Source organism: Amycolatopsis umgeniensis (assembly GCF_014205155.1).
In the GTDB taxonomy this organism is placed as follows: Bacteria; Actinomycetota; Actinomycetes; order Mycobacteriales; family Pseudonocardiaceae; genus Amycolatopsis; species Amycolatopsis umgeniensis.
Genome location: NZ_JACHMX010000001.1, coordinates 3,015,915 through 3,030,662 on the forward strand (window position 1 = coordinate 3,015,915; position 14,748 = coordinate 3,030,662).

The 14,748-nt window shown below is 68.1% G+C and carries 18 protein-coding genes; 9 read left to right on the plus strand and 9 right to left on the minus strand.

Features of this window, described 5'->3' with window-relative positions:
- Positions 1-257: 257 nt before the first annotated feature.
- On the minus strand, positions 258-1,433 hold the full coding sequence (locus HDA45_RS13735; RefSeq protein ID WP_184905601.1) for an NAD(P)-dependent malic enzyme: 1,176 nt from the start codon (positions 1,431-1,433) through the stop codon (positions 258-260).
- A gap of 374 nt (positions 1,434-1,807) precedes the next feature.
- Here HDA45_RS13735 and HDA45_RS13740 point away from each other — a divergent pair, with 374 nt between their 5' ends.
- Complete coding sequence (locus HDA45_RS13740) at positions 1,808-2,413, plus strand: dTDP-4-dehydrorhamnose 3,5-epimerase family protein (protein ID WP_184895297.1); 606 nt, start codon at positions 1,808-1,810, stop codon at positions 2,411-2,413.
- Position 2,414: 1 nt separating this feature from the next.
- Here HDA45_RS13740 and HDA45_RS13745 read toward each other — a convergent pair whose 3' ends face one another.
- A complete protein-coding gene (locus HDA45_RS13745) occupies positions 2,415-4,022 on the minus strand; it encodes a GMC oxidoreductase (RefSeq protein ID WP_184895299.1) in 1,608 nt (535 codons plus the stop codon).
- A gap of 168 nt (positions 4,023-4,190) precedes the next feature.
- Between HDA45_RS13745 and HDA45_RS13750 the strand changes: the two genes are divergently transcribed.
- Positions 4,191-4,868, plus strand: coding sequence for a hypothetical protein (locus HDA45_RS13750; RefSeq protein WP_184895302.1), 678 nt, complete (start codon positions 4,191-4,193; stop codon positions 4,866-4,868).
- Positions 4,869-4,944: 76 nt separating this feature from the next.
- Here the strand turns inward: HDA45_RS13750 and HDA45_RS13755 are convergent, their stop codons facing one another.
- Positions 4,945-5,415 (minus strand): hotdog fold domain-containing protein, encoded by a 471-nt coding sequence (locus tag HDA45_RS13755; RefSeq protein ID WP_184895303.1) that lies wholly within the window; start codon positions 5,413-5,415, stop codon positions 4,945-4,947.
- Between the two features lie 63 nt (positions 5,416-5,478).
- Between HDA45_RS13755 and HDA45_RS13760 the strand changes: the two genes are divergently transcribed.
- Complete coding sequence (locus HDA45_RS13760; RefSeq protein ID WP_184895305.1) at positions 5,479-6,072, plus strand: acid phosphatase; 594 nt, start codon at positions 5,479-5,481, stop codon at positions 6,070-6,072.
- A gap of 1 nt (position 6,073) precedes the next feature.
- Positions 6,074-6,574 carry a GNAT family N-acetyltransferase gene (locus tag HDA45_RS13765; protein WP_184895307.1) on the plus strand — a complete coding sequence of 167 codons (501 nt, stop codon included), beginning with the start codon at positions 6,074-6,076 and terminating at the stop codon, positions 6,572-6,574.
- Positions 6,575-6,701: 127 nt separating this feature from the next.
- On the opposite strand, the gene HDA45_RS13770 is transcribed toward HDA45_RS13765, so the two are convergent.
- Positions 6,702-7,205: a hypothetical protein gene (locus tag HDA45_RS13770; RefSeq protein WP_343072064.1), complete on the minus strand. Its 504-nt coding sequence runs from the start codon at positions 7,203-7,205 to the stop codon at positions 6,702-6,704.
- A gap of 247 nt (positions 7,206-7,452) precedes the next feature.
- Here HDA45_RS13770 and HDA45_RS13775 point away from each other — a divergent pair, with 247 nt between their 5' ends.
- On the plus strand, positions 7,453-8,379 hold the full coding sequence (locus HDA45_RS13775) for a diacylglycerol kinase family protein (RefSeq protein WP_184895312.1): 927 nt from the start codon (positions 7,453-7,455) through the stop codon (positions 8,377-8,379).
- Between the two features lie 273 nt (positions 8,380-8,652).
- A complete protein-coding gene (locus HDA45_RS13780) occupies positions 8,653-8,907 on the plus strand; it encodes a WhiB family transcriptional regulator (RefSeq protein ID WP_026466945.1) in 255 nt (84 codons plus the stop codon).
- 306 nt (positions 8,908-9,213) lie between these two features.
- Here the strand turns inward: HDA45_RS13780 and HDA45_RS13785 are convergent, their stop codons facing one another.
- Positions 9,214-10,737: a histidine kinase N-terminal domain-containing protein gene (locus tag HDA45_RS13785; RefSeq protein ID WP_184895314.1), complete on the minus strand. Its 1,524-nt coding sequence runs from the start codon at positions 10,735-10,737 to the stop codon at positions 9,214-9,216.
- Positions 10,738-10,843: 106 nt separating this feature from the next.
- Between HDA45_RS13785 and HDA45_RS43225 the strand changes: the two genes are divergently transcribed.
- A complete protein-coding gene (locus HDA45_RS43225; RefSeq protein WP_369299112.1) occupies positions 10,844-10,918 on the plus strand; it encodes a 50S ribosomal protein bL37 in 75 nt (24 codons plus the stop codon).
- Positions 10,919-10,986: 68 nt separating this feature from the next.
- Here the strand turns inward: HDA45_RS43225 and rsrA are convergent, their stop codons facing one another.
- Positions 10,987-11,310, minus strand: a complete 324-nt coding sequence (rsrA, locus tag HDA45_RS13790; protein WP_184895316.1) for a mycothiol system anti-sigma-R factor — start codon at positions 11,308-11,310, stop codon at positions 10,987-10,989.
- Positions 11,307-11,945, minus strand: coding sequence for a sigma-70 family RNA polymerase sigma factor (locus tag HDA45_RS13795; protein ID WP_026466946.1), 639 nt, complete (start codon positions 11,943-11,945; stop codon positions 11,307-11,309). Before HDA45_RS13795 ends, rsrA begins: the two co-directional genes overlap by 4 nt.
- Before the next feature lie 190 nt (positions 11,946-12,135).
- Here HDA45_RS13795 and ybaK point away from each other — a divergent pair, with 190 nt between their 5' ends.
- Positions 12,136-12,612, plus strand: a complete 477-nt coding sequence (gene ybaK / locus HDA45_RS13800; RefSeq protein WP_184895318.1) for a Cys-tRNA(Pro) deacylase — start codon at positions 12,136-12,138, stop codon at positions 12,610-12,612.
- 184 nt (positions 12,613-12,796) lie between these two features.
- Positions 12,797-13,360: a hypothetical protein gene (locus HDA45_RS13805; protein ID WP_184895320.1), complete on the plus strand. Its 564-nt coding sequence runs from the start codon at positions 12,797-12,799 to the stop codon at positions 13,358-13,360.
- Here the strand turns inward: HDA45_RS13805 and HDA45_RS13810 are convergent.
- On the minus strand, positions 13,310-13,918 hold the full coding sequence (locus tag HDA45_RS13810; protein WP_184895322.1) for an alpha/beta hydrolase family protein: 609 nt from the start codon (positions 13,916-13,918) through the stop codon (positions 13,310-13,312). The genes HDA45_RS13805 and HDA45_RS13810 overlap by 51 nt on opposite strands.
- Complete coding sequence (locus HDA45_RS13815; RefSeq protein ID WP_184895324.1) at positions 13,915-14,673, minus strand: SOS response-associated peptidase; 759 nt, start codon at positions 14,671-14,673, stop codon at positions 13,915-13,917. Before HDA45_RS13815 ends, HDA45_RS13810 begins: the two co-directional genes overlap by 4 nt.
- Between the last annotated feature and the right edge of the window lie 75 nt (positions 14,674-14,748).

A 14,748-nucleotide genomic window follows, 5' to 3' on the forward strand; every position in this document is an offset into this window, starting at 1 on the left:
GTTACCCTGAAGGTAGCGAAGGAGGCCTTCACGGACTTGGCACCTGACGCGGTGGGAAGGCGGCGTTGCGAAAGCCGCTTTCGCAACGCTGAAGGTTGCGAAAGTGGCTTTCGCAACACCTTCCGGCACTGCTTCGGCCTACCCGCGCCGGGTGAAGCACCCTTCGCTCGCTTCAGCGAGGGAAACTCAGCCGAGGCGCACAACCCCCCCCCCCCCCCCCCCCCCCCCCCCCCCCCCGCACGCTGTGAAAGGGACCGTCACACCACGCCGTCGGCCTCGGCGGCCTTCGCGACCGCGGCGGCCACCTCGGGCGCGACGCGCGGGTCCAGCGGGCTCGGGACGATGCGGTCCGGGCCCAGGTCGTCCTGCGCGACGGAGAAGATCGCGTCGGCCGCGGCCAGCTTCATGTTCTCCGTGATCGCCCGCGCGCCGGAGTCCAGCGCGCCGCGGAAGACGCCGGGGAACGCCAGCACGTTGTTGATCTGGTTCGGGAAGTCGCTGCGCCCGGTCGCCACGATCTTGGCGTACCGCGACGCCACGGCCGGGTGAACCTCCGGGTCCGGGTTCGACAGCGCGAACACGATCGCGTCATCGGTCATCCCGGCCAGCAGGGACTCGTCGATGGTCGCCCCGGACAGGCCCAGGAAGACATCGGCGCCCTTCAGCGCCTCGCCGAGGCCGCCGCGCAGGCCGGCCGTGTTCGTCGTCTCGGCGAGCTTCTGCTTGATCGGGTTCAGACCCTCGCGGCCCTCGTGAATGATGCCGCGCGAGTCGAGCACGGTGACGTCCGCGACACCGGCGTTCTGCAGGATCCTGGCGCAGGCCACACCCGCCGCGCCCGCTCCCGAGACGACCACGCGCTGGCCGGAGATGTCCTTGCCGAGGACCTGGTTCGCCCCGCGCAACGCGGCCAGCGTGACGATCGCCGTACCGTGCTGGTCGTCGTGCATGACCGGGCAGTCGAGGGCCTCCTTGAGGCGATCCTCCAGCTCGAAGCACCGCGGCGCCGAGATGTCCTCCAGGTTCACCGCGCCGAACGACGGGCGCAGCCGGACCAGGGTCTCGATGATCTCGTCGACGTCGGTGGTGTCGAGCACCAGCGGGATCGAGTCGAGCCCGCCGAAGGTCTTGAACAGGACCGACTTGCCCTCCATGACCGGAAGCGACGCGCTCGCGCCGATGTCACCGAGGCCGAGCACCGCCGTACCGTCGCTGACCACCACGACCAGCCTGTCCGCCCACGTGTACCGCTTCGCCTTGGCCGCGTCCTCGGCGATGGCCCGGCTCACCTTCGCCACCCCAGGCGTGTACGCGACCGAGAGGTCACGGGGCGAGGAGATCGGGCGCGTCGCGGCGACGGAGAGCTTGCCGCCCTCGTGTCCCTCGAAGATCTCGGTGTCGGTCACTGGCGTGGTCATCGTGGTTCCCGTCATTGCTTCCGCCGTGTCTAAGGACGGCGAAGTCTCGATTCGAGCGAAGGTCATCGGGTTCTCCTGGGACTGCGAGCGGGGGAACTGGCCGGTGAGCAGGCCAAAGGGCATGGCCCGGCCACCTGGGGTAACTCGTCCTCCGACACGGCAGCCCAGCGCGGTAGCGCCGGCCTGTCGGCGAAGCGTCCAATCGGCCATCGGTGCCGTGGGTGTGGCGACGGCCGCGGACGCAGCGGTCAGATCATTGTGACAGGCATGCGGACCAGTGTGCCCCTCTGGTGCGGTTGATGTCACAAAGGGGCCCGGCTTTCCGCAGCTCAAGAGAGGTTTCGCAAGACGTCCATCCGGTTTGGGAAGGGCTGGTTAGCATTGAGGCCATGCAAGCCAGGCGCCTCAGCATCCCCGACTGTTTCGAATTCACCCCTCGCGTTTTCCCCGATCACCGCGGCCTGTTCGTGGCGCCGTTCCAGGAAGAGGCGTTCGCCGAGGCCGTCGGACACCGGCTTCGCCTGGCACAGACCAACACCAGCGTTTCCCGGCGCGGGGCCATCCGCGGCCTGCACTTCGCGGACACCCCGCCCGGGCAGGCGAAATACGTCTACTGCCCGAGCGGTTCGCTGCTGGACGTCATCGTCGACCTCCGTGTCGGCTCGCCCACTTTCGGTGAATGGACGTCCGTACTGCTCGACAGCGCCGAGTACAAAGCCGTCTACATCGCCGAAGGCCTCGGCCACGCTTTCATGGCGCTCGAAGACAACACGGTGATGGCTTATCTCTGCTCCGAGCCGTACAACCCGGCGGCCGAGCACGGCATCAACCCGATGGACGCCGATCTCGCGCTGCCGTGGCCGCGGGACGTCGAACCCGCGGTGTCCGAAAAGGACATCGAGGCGCCCTATCTGAAGGAAGCCTTGGAGCAGGGATTGCTGCCGAAGTACGACCAATGCGTCAAGTACTACGAGAAGTTGCGGGCCGAAGGCTGAGTCAGCGCGGCAGGTCCTCCCGCAGCACCCGTTCCACGTTCCGCTCCGCCAGCGCGGTGATCGTCACGAAGGGGTTCACCCCGGTACTGCCCGGGATCAGCGACCCGTCGGTGACGTAGAGATTCCGGTAGCCCTTCACCCGGCCGTACGAGTCGGTGGCCTTGCCCAGCACCAGCCCGCCCAACGGGTGATAGGTGAACCGGTCCTCGAACGATCGCGTATCCCCGAACAGGTCGCTCCGGTAGACCGTGCGGTTCGCCCGGTTGACCTTGTCGAACAAGGCCTTCGCCGCGTCGATCGACGGCTTCCCTTGCGAGGCCCGCCAGTGGAGCCGCGCGGAGTCACTGGCGGCGTCGTAGGTGAAGTGGCCGCGTTCGGGATTCTTCGTGATCGCCAGGTACAGGCTCAGCCACGTCTCGATCCCGGCGGGCACCGGCGCGACCTCGGCGAAGACCGGGTTCACCGGGTCGTCCCACGCGTCGATGCCGAGCGCGGGCATCCCCGACTGCAGCGAGCCGCCGAGATCCCAGGCGTGGTTGGCGCGGCCCAGCATCACGTTGCCGTTGGTGCCCCAGCCGCGGCCGACCTCGTCGTTCAGCTCGGGCAGCGTCCCGGTTTCCCTTGCCCGCACGAGCAATTCCGTCGATCCGAGGCTGCCGGCGCCGAGGAAGAGGTACTTCGCGCCGAGTTGCTTCCTCGCCACGACCACGCCGTCCTCGGACGTTTCGTGCACGGAGAGGACGTAGGTGCCGTCGGCCTGCCGGGTGATCCCGCGGACCTGGTGCTGGGTCTTGATGGTCACCTTCCCGGTGCCCAGCGCGGCCGCGAGGTAGCTCTTGTCGAGGGAACGCTTGCCGTGGTTGTTGCCGTAGATGACTTCCGACGCGAGCGCCGACCGCGGCACCGTGCCCGCTTCTTCCCGCTTCATGTACCCGAAGTCGTAAACACTGGGCACGAACACCGTCTTGAGCCCGGCCCGCGCCGCGGCCTTCCGGGAAACCCGCGCGTAGCGGTAGGAGCGGCAGGTCTCGAACCAGTGCGGGTCGATGTCGTTGACGCCGAGCGCCCGGTTGGCCCGGGGGAAATAGGTCCCGTACATCTCGTCCGCGTCGACCGCGGGCAGGATCTCCTCGAAGTACGAACGCTTCGGCGTCACGGCCATCGCGCCGTTGACCAGCGAACCGCCGCCGACCCCTCGTCCGACGTACACGGACATGTCGCCGTAGTTCACCCTGTCGAGAACTCCGGGGTACCGCTTGATGTCCCGGTTGGCCAGGTCCAGCCAGAGGAAGGACGCGAGCGGGGCCTGGGTGCGGTTCTTGAACCACATCGCGCGCCGGTCCGGTTTGAGCATGTCGCAGAAGACCTTGCCGTCGGGGCCGGGGTCGCTCCACAGTTTGCCCATTTCGAGCATGACGGTGGGAATCCCGGCTTCGCCGAGGCGGAGCGCGGTGACAGCGGCGCCGTAACCGGTGCCGACGACCACGGCCGTCGAGAAGCCCGGGGCCGATTCTTCGGCCTGTGCGGTGGAAATCGTGGTGAGTCCGAGAGCGGCGGCGGAGTTGAGCGCGGTGAACCCGAGGAACTTGCGGCGCGACAGTGGGGACATGGGCCGATGATCACCCGCCGTCCGAGAGCCCTTCAAGACCGAATCCGAAGTGGATTCGCGTCAGCTGGGTAAACACCGTTTATTTTCACTCGAACGTGGCGATCTCCGGGGGCCCTTGGGGGTCTTCCCCGATGTGAACGAGATCGCGACAGACCACTCTTTCGAGTCATGAAGCGTCTTCTCGTCGCGGCCGCGGCCGCACTCTCCGCCGCCGCCCTCGTCGCCCTGCCCGGCCACGCCTCCGCGGCGTCGTCCCCCGTGCCCGAGTTCGACTTCTCCGCCTGCCCCGCCCCGCCCGCCAACGCCGACCCCGGCACCTGGCGCTGTGAAGCCTTTGTGTCCCAAGGAGTGCTGACCATCGGCGACCGCGAGATCCGGCTCGGGGAGATGCGGCTGACGTTCTCCGAAGGTCAGGTGGGCGGGAAATTCGCGCAGGTGTTCGGCGAGCTGCGGCACGCTCCCGCCCGGATCGACGACACTTTCGGGGCGAGCATGCAGCTGAAGTACGGCGGCTACTCGGACTTCCTGTCGAACGACGAGCGTCGCGGCGAACTGGATCTTTACGCGGTCCTGCGGCATCCGTTGCTGCCCAAGGGATGCACGATCGGCACGCTCGGCGCGCCGCTCCACTCGGTGGTCAAGGACGATCCCGCGGTCCCCCTCGAGGTGATCTCGGAGAATCCGAAGACGGTGAAGTTCGGCGTCGTCGACAGCCAACTCGCCCTGCCTCGCACGACCGGCTGCGGCCCGCTCGGACAGGTGGCCGACCGTCTGCTCGGGCTGCCCTCGCCGAGCGGGAAGAACACCTTCAAGCAGGTGACCCACGTGCAGTTCAAACCCCTGTGACCCAGCGTTTCGTCCTCTGGATGCGGTAGTTGCACGCGCAAGGACCGCATCCAGAGGACTGAACGCGCGAGGACGCTTACTTCTTCTTGGTCACCCAGATGGTGATGGTCGCGGTCACGACGGGCTTCCCGTTCGTGTCCGTGATCGTCACCGGCACGGGGAGCTCGAAACTCTCGTCGCCGAATTCCGGCAACTCCGGCAGTTCGGCGACGGCGCGCAGGCCGGTCTCGGCCTTCGCCACGTAGGAGACCGTCATTCCCTTGGGCAGCCAGCGATGCGTCGTCGGGACGGTCGCCTCGGCGAGCATGCCCATGGCGATCTCGGCGAGGTTGCACGCCGCGATCGCGTGAAAGGTCTTGATGTGGTTGTAAACACCCCACCACTTGGGGGACGTCACCTCGCACCGGCCTGGCCGCAGCTCGCGCACTGACGGGAGCACCGTCCGGAAGTACGGCACACGCAGGCACATCGCCGCCGAGAACAGCTGTTTGCCGACCGGCTTGCCTGCCAGCCGGTTCCACATCGCGTAGGTCGGATTCTGCGCCATCACGGTCTCCTCATCATGTTACTCACCAGTAGCATAACCGGACCGCAGGCTATATTCGCAACCGTGGCTCATCGGCTCTTCCTTCTCCGTCATGGTCAGACCGAGTGGTCCGTCAACGGACGGCACACCGGACGCACCGACATCCCGCTCACGACCGCGGGCGAAGGGCAGGCCCGCGCCGCGGGCGGCACCCTGCGCGCGGTGCTCGGCGGCAGCCCCGCGCTCGTCCTCTCCAGCCCCCGCACCCGCGCGCTGCGGACGGCCGAACTGGCCGGTCTGCGCGTCGACGAGGTCACCGAAGAGCTGGCCGAATGGGACTACGGCGACTACGAGGGCGTCACCACCCCGGTGATCCGCGAGACCGTCCCCGGCTGGACGGTCTGGTCACACCCGATCCCCGGCGGCGAAAGCGCGGACGACGTCAACGCCCGCGCGGACAAGCTGATCGAGCGTGTCCGCGAGCCGCTCGGCAAGGGTGACGTGATCCTGGTCGGCCACGGGCATTTCAGCCGTGTCCTGGTCGCGCGCTGGGTCGGATTACCCTCGACGGCGGGCGTCCACTTCGGACTCGACCCGGCCGGCGTCGCGGTGCTCGGTGACGAGCGCGGCGAGCCCCAGATCGAACACCTCAACCTGCTCCCCACCACAGAGGACTGAAATGGGCGACGACCGCATCCGGCGGATCCGCGAAGAAGACGTCGACGCCGTCGTCCGGCTCGTCTACGACCTCGCCGAGTTCGAACGCGCCCCGGACGAATGCCACCTCACGCCCGAGCAGCTGCGCGTCGCGCTGTTCGGCGAGGCACCGGGCCTGTTCGGGCACGTCGCCGAGGTCGACGGCGAGATCGTCGGCTACGCGCTGTGGTTCCTGAACTTCTCCACGTGGCGCGGCGTGCACGGCATCTACCTCGAGGACCTCTACGTCCGCCCCGAGCAGCGCGGCTCCGGCCTCGGCAAGGCGCTGCTGGCCACGCTCGCGGCCGTCTGCGTCGAGCGCGGTTACGCCCGCCTCGAATGGTCGGTGCTGAACTGGAACCCGGCCCAGGGGTTCTACAAGTCGCTCGGCGCGGTGCCGATGGACGAGTGGACCGTGGACAGGCTCACCGACGAACCCCTGAAGGCACTCGCCGCCCAGGTCCAGCCGGGAGCGAAGGCGTAACTCACGTGATCAGACACGTGACTCGCGTGATTGGACACCGCACTCAAATGTACGGCCGCCGATCACGTGAGTTACGTCTCCAATCACGCGAGATCCGTCTCTGAGCACGCGAGTGCGGGGCCGCGCCCTAGGAGTCCCGCTCCTCGCGTTCGCGACGCGCCGCGCGGCCCGCGGCGCCGTCGCGTTCGGCGGCCTCTTCTTCGGTCTCGCCTTCCCGCAACCCGAGCGCCCACGCCCGCGAGGGGCGGCGGAACAGCAGCACGATGACGGCGATGCCGATCAGGCCCAGCGGAACACCCCACAGCGGCTGCCCGGACGGCCCCGCGCCGTACCAGCCGACCCCGACCAGGATCAGCGCGACGACCACGCCGGGCGACCTCGCCCAGGTCTTCCCCAGGAACAGTCCGGCCGCGCAGGCCAGCGTTCCGGCGGCGAGGACGAGATAATAGGCGACCTCGGCCACCAGGTTCTCCGGTCCGGCCTGGCCGTTGACCAGGAGCAGGATCGCGAACACGATCAGGGCGAGCCCCGGCAGCGCGGTGACGACGCCGGCGAGGCGGACTTCACGGGGCGCGGGCGAGAGCTTGTCGGCGATGGACACGGCGAAACAGCCTTCCAGGCTTCCGGACACGGCACTCCACCAGGGCGGGTCACCGTACGTGAGCACTTTCGATCGTATGCCACCCGGTCGGCCGTTTTCGTCCGGCCGCCGACAGGGAAAAAATAAGGGTGTCGTCGATGAGCGGGCGGTCGGCCCGGGTGCACTTGTCACGATGAGTCGGGGGGTCCGGCTCCGGGTGTTTCGTGCTGCCCGGAGCAGTGAGCTTCGCGTCACCTGACGCTCCCCTCTTCGGGCGGACGTCACCTACCCTGCGGTAGTGCGTGCCATCCTCGTCGTGAACCCCCAGGCCACCTCGACCACCGCCGGTGGCCGTGACGTGCTGGCGCACGCGCTGGCCAGTCAGGTCAAACTCGACGTGGTGGAGACCGACTACCGCGGCCACGCGATGGCCGTGGCGAGGTCCGCCGCCCGTGACGGGATCGACCTGGTGGTCGCCCACGGCGGCGACGGCACGGTCAACGAAGTCGTCAACGGTCTCCTCGCGGACTCCGACGGCGATCCCGGGAAAATCGGCGACGTCCCCATGCTCGGTGTCGTGCCGGGCGGCTCGGCGAACGTCTTCGCCCGCGCGCTCGGGATCGCGCACGATCCGGTGGAAGCGACCCATCAGCTCCTCAACGCCATCGAGAACGACCGGAACCGCAAAGTCGGACTGGGACTCGCGGACGGCCACTGGTTCACCTTCAACGCCGGTATGGGCTGGGACGCCGACGTCGTCGGCCGGGTGGCCAAGCGAAGGGGCAAACAGACCACCGCGGGGCTCTACATGAGGGCCGCGGTGGCGTCCCATCTGCGGCCTCCGCTCGGCCGTCCGACCCTCACGGTCCGGATACCGGGTGAAGAGCCCACCGAAGTGCTGACCGCTTTCGTGTCGAACACCGATCCATGGAGTTACCTGGGTGACCGGCCCGTCCACCTGAACCCGGGCAGCTCGTTCGACACCGGATTGGGCCTTTTCGCGTTGAGCGGTCTGCGATTGCCCACCGTGTTCAAGCATGTACGGCAGGCATTGCTCACGAAGAGCAACCAACGCGGACGACGTCTCCTTCGTCACGATGACCTGCCGATGATCCGCATCGACGCTGCTGAACCGGTAAACTTCCAGGTGGACGGCGACCTCGTCGGCCAGCGGAAGCGAGTGGAGTTCTTCAGCGTTCCGGGAGCACTGACAGTAACCGTCTGACGACCGGACAGCTGATCGCCTGCGGCAAAGTGCAACCTGCCGCTCATCGACGCAGAACCTCCGCTCACCGCATCGGCCTTCCCTTCGGAAGGCTGTTTCGGAACGAAACCGCAGGTCAGAAGCGTCGCTCGGCCGGGTGAGCTGACTCACCGATCTTCAGAAAACCCTTGTCGAAACGGGTGCTTCGTGAAAGCATTCACAAGCACCCAAAAAAACGACCGCCATGACGACTATGGCGCGGAGTACCGCGCCGTTATGAAGGAGCTCAGAAACATGGACTGGCGCCATGACGCGGCCTGCCGAGACGAGGACCCCGAGCTGTTCTTCCCGGTGGGAACCAGCGGTCCTGCTCTGTCGCAGGTAACTCAGGCGAAATCCGTGTGCCACCGCTGCACCGTCGCTTCCGACTGCCTGGCCTGGGCTTTGGCCAGCGGGCAGGACGCAGGCGTTTGGGGCGGGATGAGCGAGGACGAGCGACGGGCCCTGAAGCGCCGTCGTACGCACATCGGCACGCGTACCTCCGCCTGAGTTTTCAAGACTCAGCACGCTTCACCATATTTGACCAAAACCGAGTAGCACCCCAAGCTTCGGGAAATCCCGCGGCGCAGTGGCTGTATGGCCCCGCGTCGCGAGGTGACACCTACCCGACTTGAGCTTAACAAGCGAGGCCAACACGCCCCCACGGGGGTACGGCTTCATCGGACTTCTCCAAGTCCTCCCGCGGAACACCGTTACAGGGCCGGCGCCGTCTTCTCTTCGGGCGCCGGCCCTAAAACGTGTCCGGATCAGACAGTCCACAAAGGATGATCAAAGAGGACTGTCCACTGCGGTCGCTCAGAGACGGCGGGAAAGCGGGATCCGCAACGCCGCTTCGGTCCCCACCCGGCGGCCGCCCGATTCCTCGGACTCCCCGCGCAGTCCGCGCAGGGAAAGCGAACCGCGCAGTTCGGACTCCACCAGGGTCCGCACGATCTGCAGTCCGAGGCCGTCGCTGCGTTCCAGTGAAAAACCCGACGGCAGCCCGCGCCCGTTGTCGCGGATGACGACGTCGAGCCAGCGAGCCGACCTTTCCACCACGAGTTCGACCTTTCCGGGCCGTCCGTCGGGGAAAGCGTGCTCGATGGCGTTCTGGACCAGTTCGGCCAGCACCATCACCAAGGGCGTCGCGATCTCGGCGACGACGACGCCGAACGAACCCTTGCGCGAAAGCCCGACCTGCGATTCGGCCGTCGCGACCTCGCCGACCATCGGGAGGACGTTGTCGAGCAGCTTGTCGAGGTCGACCCGTTCGTCCACCGAGATGGACAGCGCCTCGTGCACCATCGCGATCGACGAAACCCGGCGCACGGACTCGCCGAGCGCGAGCCGCGCCTCCTCGCTGGAGGTCCGGCGCGACTGGAGCCGCAACAGCGCGGCGACGGTCTGCAGGTTGTTCTTCACCCGGTGGTGGATCTCGCGGATGGTCGCGTCCTTCGAAAGGAGGGCGCGGTCACGACGCTTCACCTCGGTGACGTCGCGCACCAGCACCAGCGCACCGGCGGGCTGCCCCGCCGGACGCAGCGGCAGCGCACGGAACAGCACGACGGCACCGCGACGGGAATCCGCCTCCGTCCGGCTGCTGGGCTTGCCGTCGAGCGCCTCGATGATCCGGTGCGACACCTCGGTCGCGTCGAACGGGTCACGGATGAGCGACCTGGTCAGCGGCGCGAGACGCTGTCCGACGAGATCGGACTCGTGCCCCATCCGGTGATAGGCGGACAACCCGTTCGGGCTGGCGAAGACCACGGTGCCCGTCGGATCGAGGCGGATCAGGCCGTCGCCGACGCGCGGGCTGGTGTGCGTGTCCGTCTGGTTCCCCGGGCTGGGGAAGGTGCCGTCGACGATCATCTGGCACAGGTCGCCGGCGCTGCCGAGATAGGCGATCTCGAGCGGGCTCGGCACCCGCGAGGCCGCCAGGTTGGTCTCGCGGCTGAGGACGGCGATCACCGTGCCGCCGAAAACCACCGGGATGGCCTCGCGGCGCATCGGCAGGTCGCGGTACCAGTGCGGATCCTCTTCGCGGCAGATCCGCACTTCGCGGCTCGCCTTGGCCAGCTGCGGATGCTCGTCCACGGTGAACCGGGAGCCGACGACGTCCTCCGGATGGGCCGTCGGCGCCGTCGTCGGGCGCGCGTGGGCGACGCAGACGTAGTCGCCGCCGTCGGGCTGGAGCTCCTCCGAGACGGCGACCCAGAGCAGGAAGTCGGCGAAGGACAGGTCGGCCAGCAGCTGCCATTCGGCGACCACGGTCTGGAGGTGGTCCGCGGCTTCACCGGACAGGCCGGTGTTCTCCGCGAGCAGATCGGAAAGGGTGGACACGTCCCCATCCAAGCAGGGTGAGGGCCGCATGACACACTGAACAGGTTGACCCTGGCCCAGCGGTGTCGAACCACCCCGCGAGGGCCACTCGGACGAGGAGTGAAACATGTCGAAGCGCGCCCGCAAGCGTCGCGACCGTAAGAAGAACGGCGCGAACCACGGCAAGAAGCCCAACTCCTGATCATCGATCAGACCGCGAAGGCCCCCGCACCGATCCGGTACGGGGGCCTTCGCGTGTCTTGAGCCGGGCTATTCGAAGGTCTGCTCGATCTTGACCTCGGTGCGCTCGATCGTGATCGCGCCCTTGGTCTGCACGGTCTGGCGGATCGACGCCCGCAGCCGGGACTTCAGGTCGTCCGGCGCGTGGTCACCCCCGCACTTCCGGGCGAGGAGCGCCTTGATGTGCTCGTCGATACCGTATTCCTCGAGGCACGGCGGGCAGTCCTCGATGTGCTTGCGCAGTGCCGCGTCACGCTCGGCGCTGCACTCCCTGTCGAGGAGCAGGTAGATGTCGGCGAGGGCTTCCTCGCATTTGACCTTGTCGTCCGCGCCGGAGCAGTAGTCCTCGCTCATCGCCCCGCCACCTCCTGCTGTTTGCCCGCGCGGATGAAGCCCCGTTCGCGGGCGACGTCGGCGAGCAGGTCACGGAGCTGGGCGCGGCCGCGGTGCAGCCGGGACATCACGGTGCCGATGGGCGTGTCCATGATCTCGGCGATCTCCTTGTACGCGAAGCCTTCGACATCGGCGAGGTAGACCGCGAGGCGGAACTCCTCGGGCAGCTTCTGCAGCGCTTCCTTGACGTCGGCGTCGGGCAGGTTGTCCATCGCTTCGACCTCGGCCGAGCGCAGCCCGCTGGAGGTGTGACTCTCCGCCTTGGCGATCTGCCAGTCGGTGATCTCCTCGGTGGGCTGCTGCACCGGCTGGCGCTGACGCTTGCGATAGCCGTTGATGTAGGTGTTCGTGAGGATGCGGTACATCCACGCCTTGAGGTTCGTGCCCGCCTTGAAGGACGCGAAGGCCGCGTACGCCTTCAGGTACGTCTCCTGGACGAGGTCCTCGGCATCGGCGGGATTCCGGGTCATCCGCATGGCGGCCGAGTACAGCTGGTCGAGCAAGGGCATCGCGTCCCGCTCGAAGCGCTCGGCCCGCGCGGCCGCCTCTTCGGCGTCCGTGCCCGTGTCCGGCGCGGGATTCTGCGTGCTCGGCAAACCGTTCCCTTCTCGATCGGCGTCGATGCGCTTGTGCGCATGAGACGTCGTCGAGTTTACGCGCGGACGGATCACCTGGCCGCCCGGCGTGCGCGGGATCAGGATTCGGGGAGCTTCGAGTGTGGTGGACACGTGCGTTCCAACAGCGTTGCCCGGTCGGGCATTCCCGGGGCCCTCGTAGACTCCGCCCATGGCTGGCAAGGGAACCCCGGCGACGGCACTGCTGGCGAAGCAGAACGTGCCGCACGTCCTGCACGCCTACGACCACGACCCGAGGGCCGAATCGTACGGCCTCGAGGCCGTCGAGGCGCTGGGGCTCGAGCCCGCGCGGGTGTTCAAGACACTGGTCGCCGAGGTCGACGGGAAACTGACCGTCGGCGTGGTCCCGGTCACCGGCCAGCTGGATCTGAAGGCCCTCGCCGCCGCCGCGGGCGGCAAGAAGGCCAAGATGGCCGACCCCGCGGCCGCGCAGCGCGCGACAGGGTACGTGCTCGGCGGGATCTCGCCGCTCGGGCACCGGAGCCGGATCCCGGTGGTGATCGACGCCTCGGCGGAGAAGTTCGAGACCGTGCACTGTTCGGCGGGGCGTCGCGGCCTGGAGGTCGAACTCGCTCCCGGTGATCTCGTGCGGCTCACCGGCGCCGTGGTGGCTCCGATCGCGAGCTGATTTCCCGCGTTTCGTCCTCTGGATGCGGTAGTTGCGTGTGCAAGTACCGCATCCAGAGGACGAAATGCGGGAGGTCCAGCTCACCCTCGTGGGGGAATCGCCTCGATCCCCAGCGGGAAGATCCCCTGCGCCCCCTGCGGAATCGTCATCGGCAAGCGAACGACGATCCCTGGGGAGCGACGAAATGACCAAGACCGTGCCCGGTGTGCCGAGGTGGGCGAACCTCGCCGCTCACGCGACGCTGCTGGCGACCTTGCCGTCCGGACTGTGGCGGATCGCGATGGGCCTCGGCCTGCCGGTCGGGTTCACCGCCCAGGGGCTGACGGAGTTCGGCATCCCCGGCTGGGGAACGGCCTACGTCTTCGGACTGAGCATCCTCGCCGAGACGCTCGCGTTCCTCACCCTCGGGCTCGTCCGGCCGTGGGGTGAGGTGTGGCCGCGCTGGATCCCGGGGCTGCGCGGCCGAAGGATCCCGCCGTTCGTCGCGATCGCCTTGGCCACCGCGGGCGCGATCGCCCTGACCGTGCTGAGCTTCCAGGCACTGTTCGGCTGGAACGAGGCTGGCTCGTCGATGTCGCCGGGCAGCTGGGAGGACTCGCCGGTCTACGGCGTCGTCATGGCCGCCTGTTACGCGCCGCTGCTGCTCTGGGGTCCGCTGCTGGCCGCGGTCACCGCGCACTACGCGCGGCGACGGCTCTCAAGCAAGCGGCCGCAGCACACGCTCGAGCCACTCGGCGGCCGCGCGTGACACGCCTTCGAGGTCGGCGCTGAGATTGTGGTCGCCCTTGAGCACCACGATCTCGTGGTGCGGGCCCGCCTTGGGCAAGCCGAACGGGTCTCGCTCGCCCTGGACGACCAGCGTCGGGACTTCGACGGCGTCCAATTCACCCTGCCGGGTCTTCTCCGGCTTCCCCGGCGGGTGCTCGGGGAAGGCCAGGCAGAGCACGGCCACCGCCTGCCCCACGGCGGCGGTCCGGCAGGCGACGCGGGCGCCGGACGACCGGCCGCCGAACACGATCGGGAGATCGTCGAAACGCTCGGAGATCTCGTCGGCCACGGTGAGCCAGGCGGTGTCGAGTTGTGTGGCGGGCGCCGGGGCCCGGCGGCCCGCCACCCGGTACGGCTGCTCGACGAGCGCGACGTGGACACCGGCCGCCTGCGCCGCCCGCGTGACCGCGACCAGGTCTTTCGCGCCGATCCCACCGCCAGCGCCGTGGCCGAGCATCAGCACGGCGACGCCCTCCTCGGCGCAGTGCAACTCGGCCCGCGCGGGGCCGTAGGCGGTGTCGATCTCCAGCTTCGTCATGAGTTCGGCACGTCGAAGAGCGCGCTGTCGGCCGCAGGTTCGACCCTGTCCAACAGCTCCGGTCCGTTGTTGCGGACGTTGTTGACCAGGCTGGACACCGGCCGCAGCTCGATCGTGTCGACCAGCTCCGCCGAGGGCGGGACGAGCAGCTCGGTGACGTCGGGCAGGTCGGGGTCGAGCCAGGTGTCCCACTTCTCGCGCGGCATCAGCAGCGGCATGCGGTGGTGGATGTCGGTGAGCCTGCCGACCGAATCCGTGGTGATCACGGAGAAGGTGATCAGCGGATCGGCGTCCTTGTCGTCCTTCGGCCGCCAGGTCTCCCAGATACCGGCGAAAGCGAGCGATCCGTCGCCTGGGCCGGTCATGAAGAAGGGCTGCTTCTCCTTGCCGTCGCGCCGCCACTCGTACCAGCCTTCGGCGGGGACGAGGCAGCGCCGTGCGGAGAGCGCCTTCTTGAAGGACGGCTTCTCCTTGGCTGTCTCGGCGCGGGTGTTGATCATCTTCGAGCCCACGCCTGGGTCCTTCGCCCAGAACGGGACCAGGCCCCAGCGCATCATCCGCAGCGACCGGACGGCAGGCTCGTCTTCGAGCACCGCGCCGTCGGCGTCACGCGGATGCCGCTGCACGACGGTGGCGACGTCCTTGGTCGGCGCCACGTTGTGATCGGTCCGGATCCGGCCCTCGGTCAGGTCCACCGCGGCGAATTCGTCGATCAGCGCCGCGGGGTCCTTGGTGGCGGCATAACGCCCGCACATGCGAAAACCTCCCTAATCGACAGTCATCGTTACACGCCGGCCAGACGATGGCGAGCAGCATGGGATCATTGTTCC

What these genes read in the sequence shown, in the direction of transcription:
- HDA45_RS13805 (WP_184895320.1), top strand. Translation starts at nt 12,797, where the DNA reads ATGACCAAGACCGTGCCCGGTGTGCCGAGGTGGGCGAACCTCGCCGCT.
- HDA45_RS13765 (WP_184895307.1), top strand. Translation starts at nt 6,074, where the DNA reads ATGGGCGACGACCGCATCCGGCGGATCCGCGAAGAAGACGTCGACGCC.
- HDA45_RS13735 (WP_184905601.1), bottom strand. Translation starts at nt 1,433, where the DNA reads ATGACGGGAACCACGATGACCACGCCAGTGACCGACACCGAGATCTTC.
- HDA45_RS13810 (WP_184895322.1), bottom strand. Translation starts at nt 13,918, where the DNA reads ATGACGAAGCTGGAGATCGACACCGCCTACGGCCCCGCGCGGGCCGAG.
- HDA45_RS13815 (WP_184895324.1), bottom strand. Translation starts at nt 14,673, where the DNA reads ATGTGCGGGCGTTATGCCGCCACCAAGGACCCCGCGGCGCTGATCGAC.
- HDA45_RS13750 (WP_184895302.1), top strand. Translation starts at nt 4,191, where the DNA reads ATGAAGCGTCTTCTCGTCGCGGCCGCGGCCGCACTCTCCGCCGCCGCC.
- HDA45_RS13740 (WP_184895297.1), top strand. Translation starts at nt 1,808, where the DNA reads ATGCAAGCCAGGCGCCTCAGCATCCCCGACTGTTTCGAATTCACCCCT.
- ybaK (WP_184895318.1), top strand. Translation starts at nt 12,136, where the DNA reads ATGGCTGGCAAGGGAACCCCGGCGACGGCACTGCTGGCGAAGCAGAAC.
- HDA45_RS13745 (WP_184895299.1), bottom strand. Translation starts at nt 4,022, where the DNA reads ATGTCCCCACTGTCGCGCCGCAAGTTCCTCGGGTTCACCGCGCTCAAC.
- rsrA (WP_184895316.1), bottom strand. Translation starts at nt 11,310, where the DNA reads ATGAGCGAGGACTACTGCTCCGGCGCGGACGACAAGGTCAAATGCGAG.
- HDA45_RS13780 (WP_026466945.1), top strand. Translation starts at nt 8,653, where the DNA reads ATGGACTGGCGCCATGACGCGGCCTGCCGAGACGAGGACCCCGAGCTG.
- HDA45_RS13755 (WP_184895303.1), bottom strand. Translation starts at nt 5,415, where the DNA reads ATGGCGCAGAATCCGACCTACGCGATGTGGAACCGGCTGGCAGGCAAG.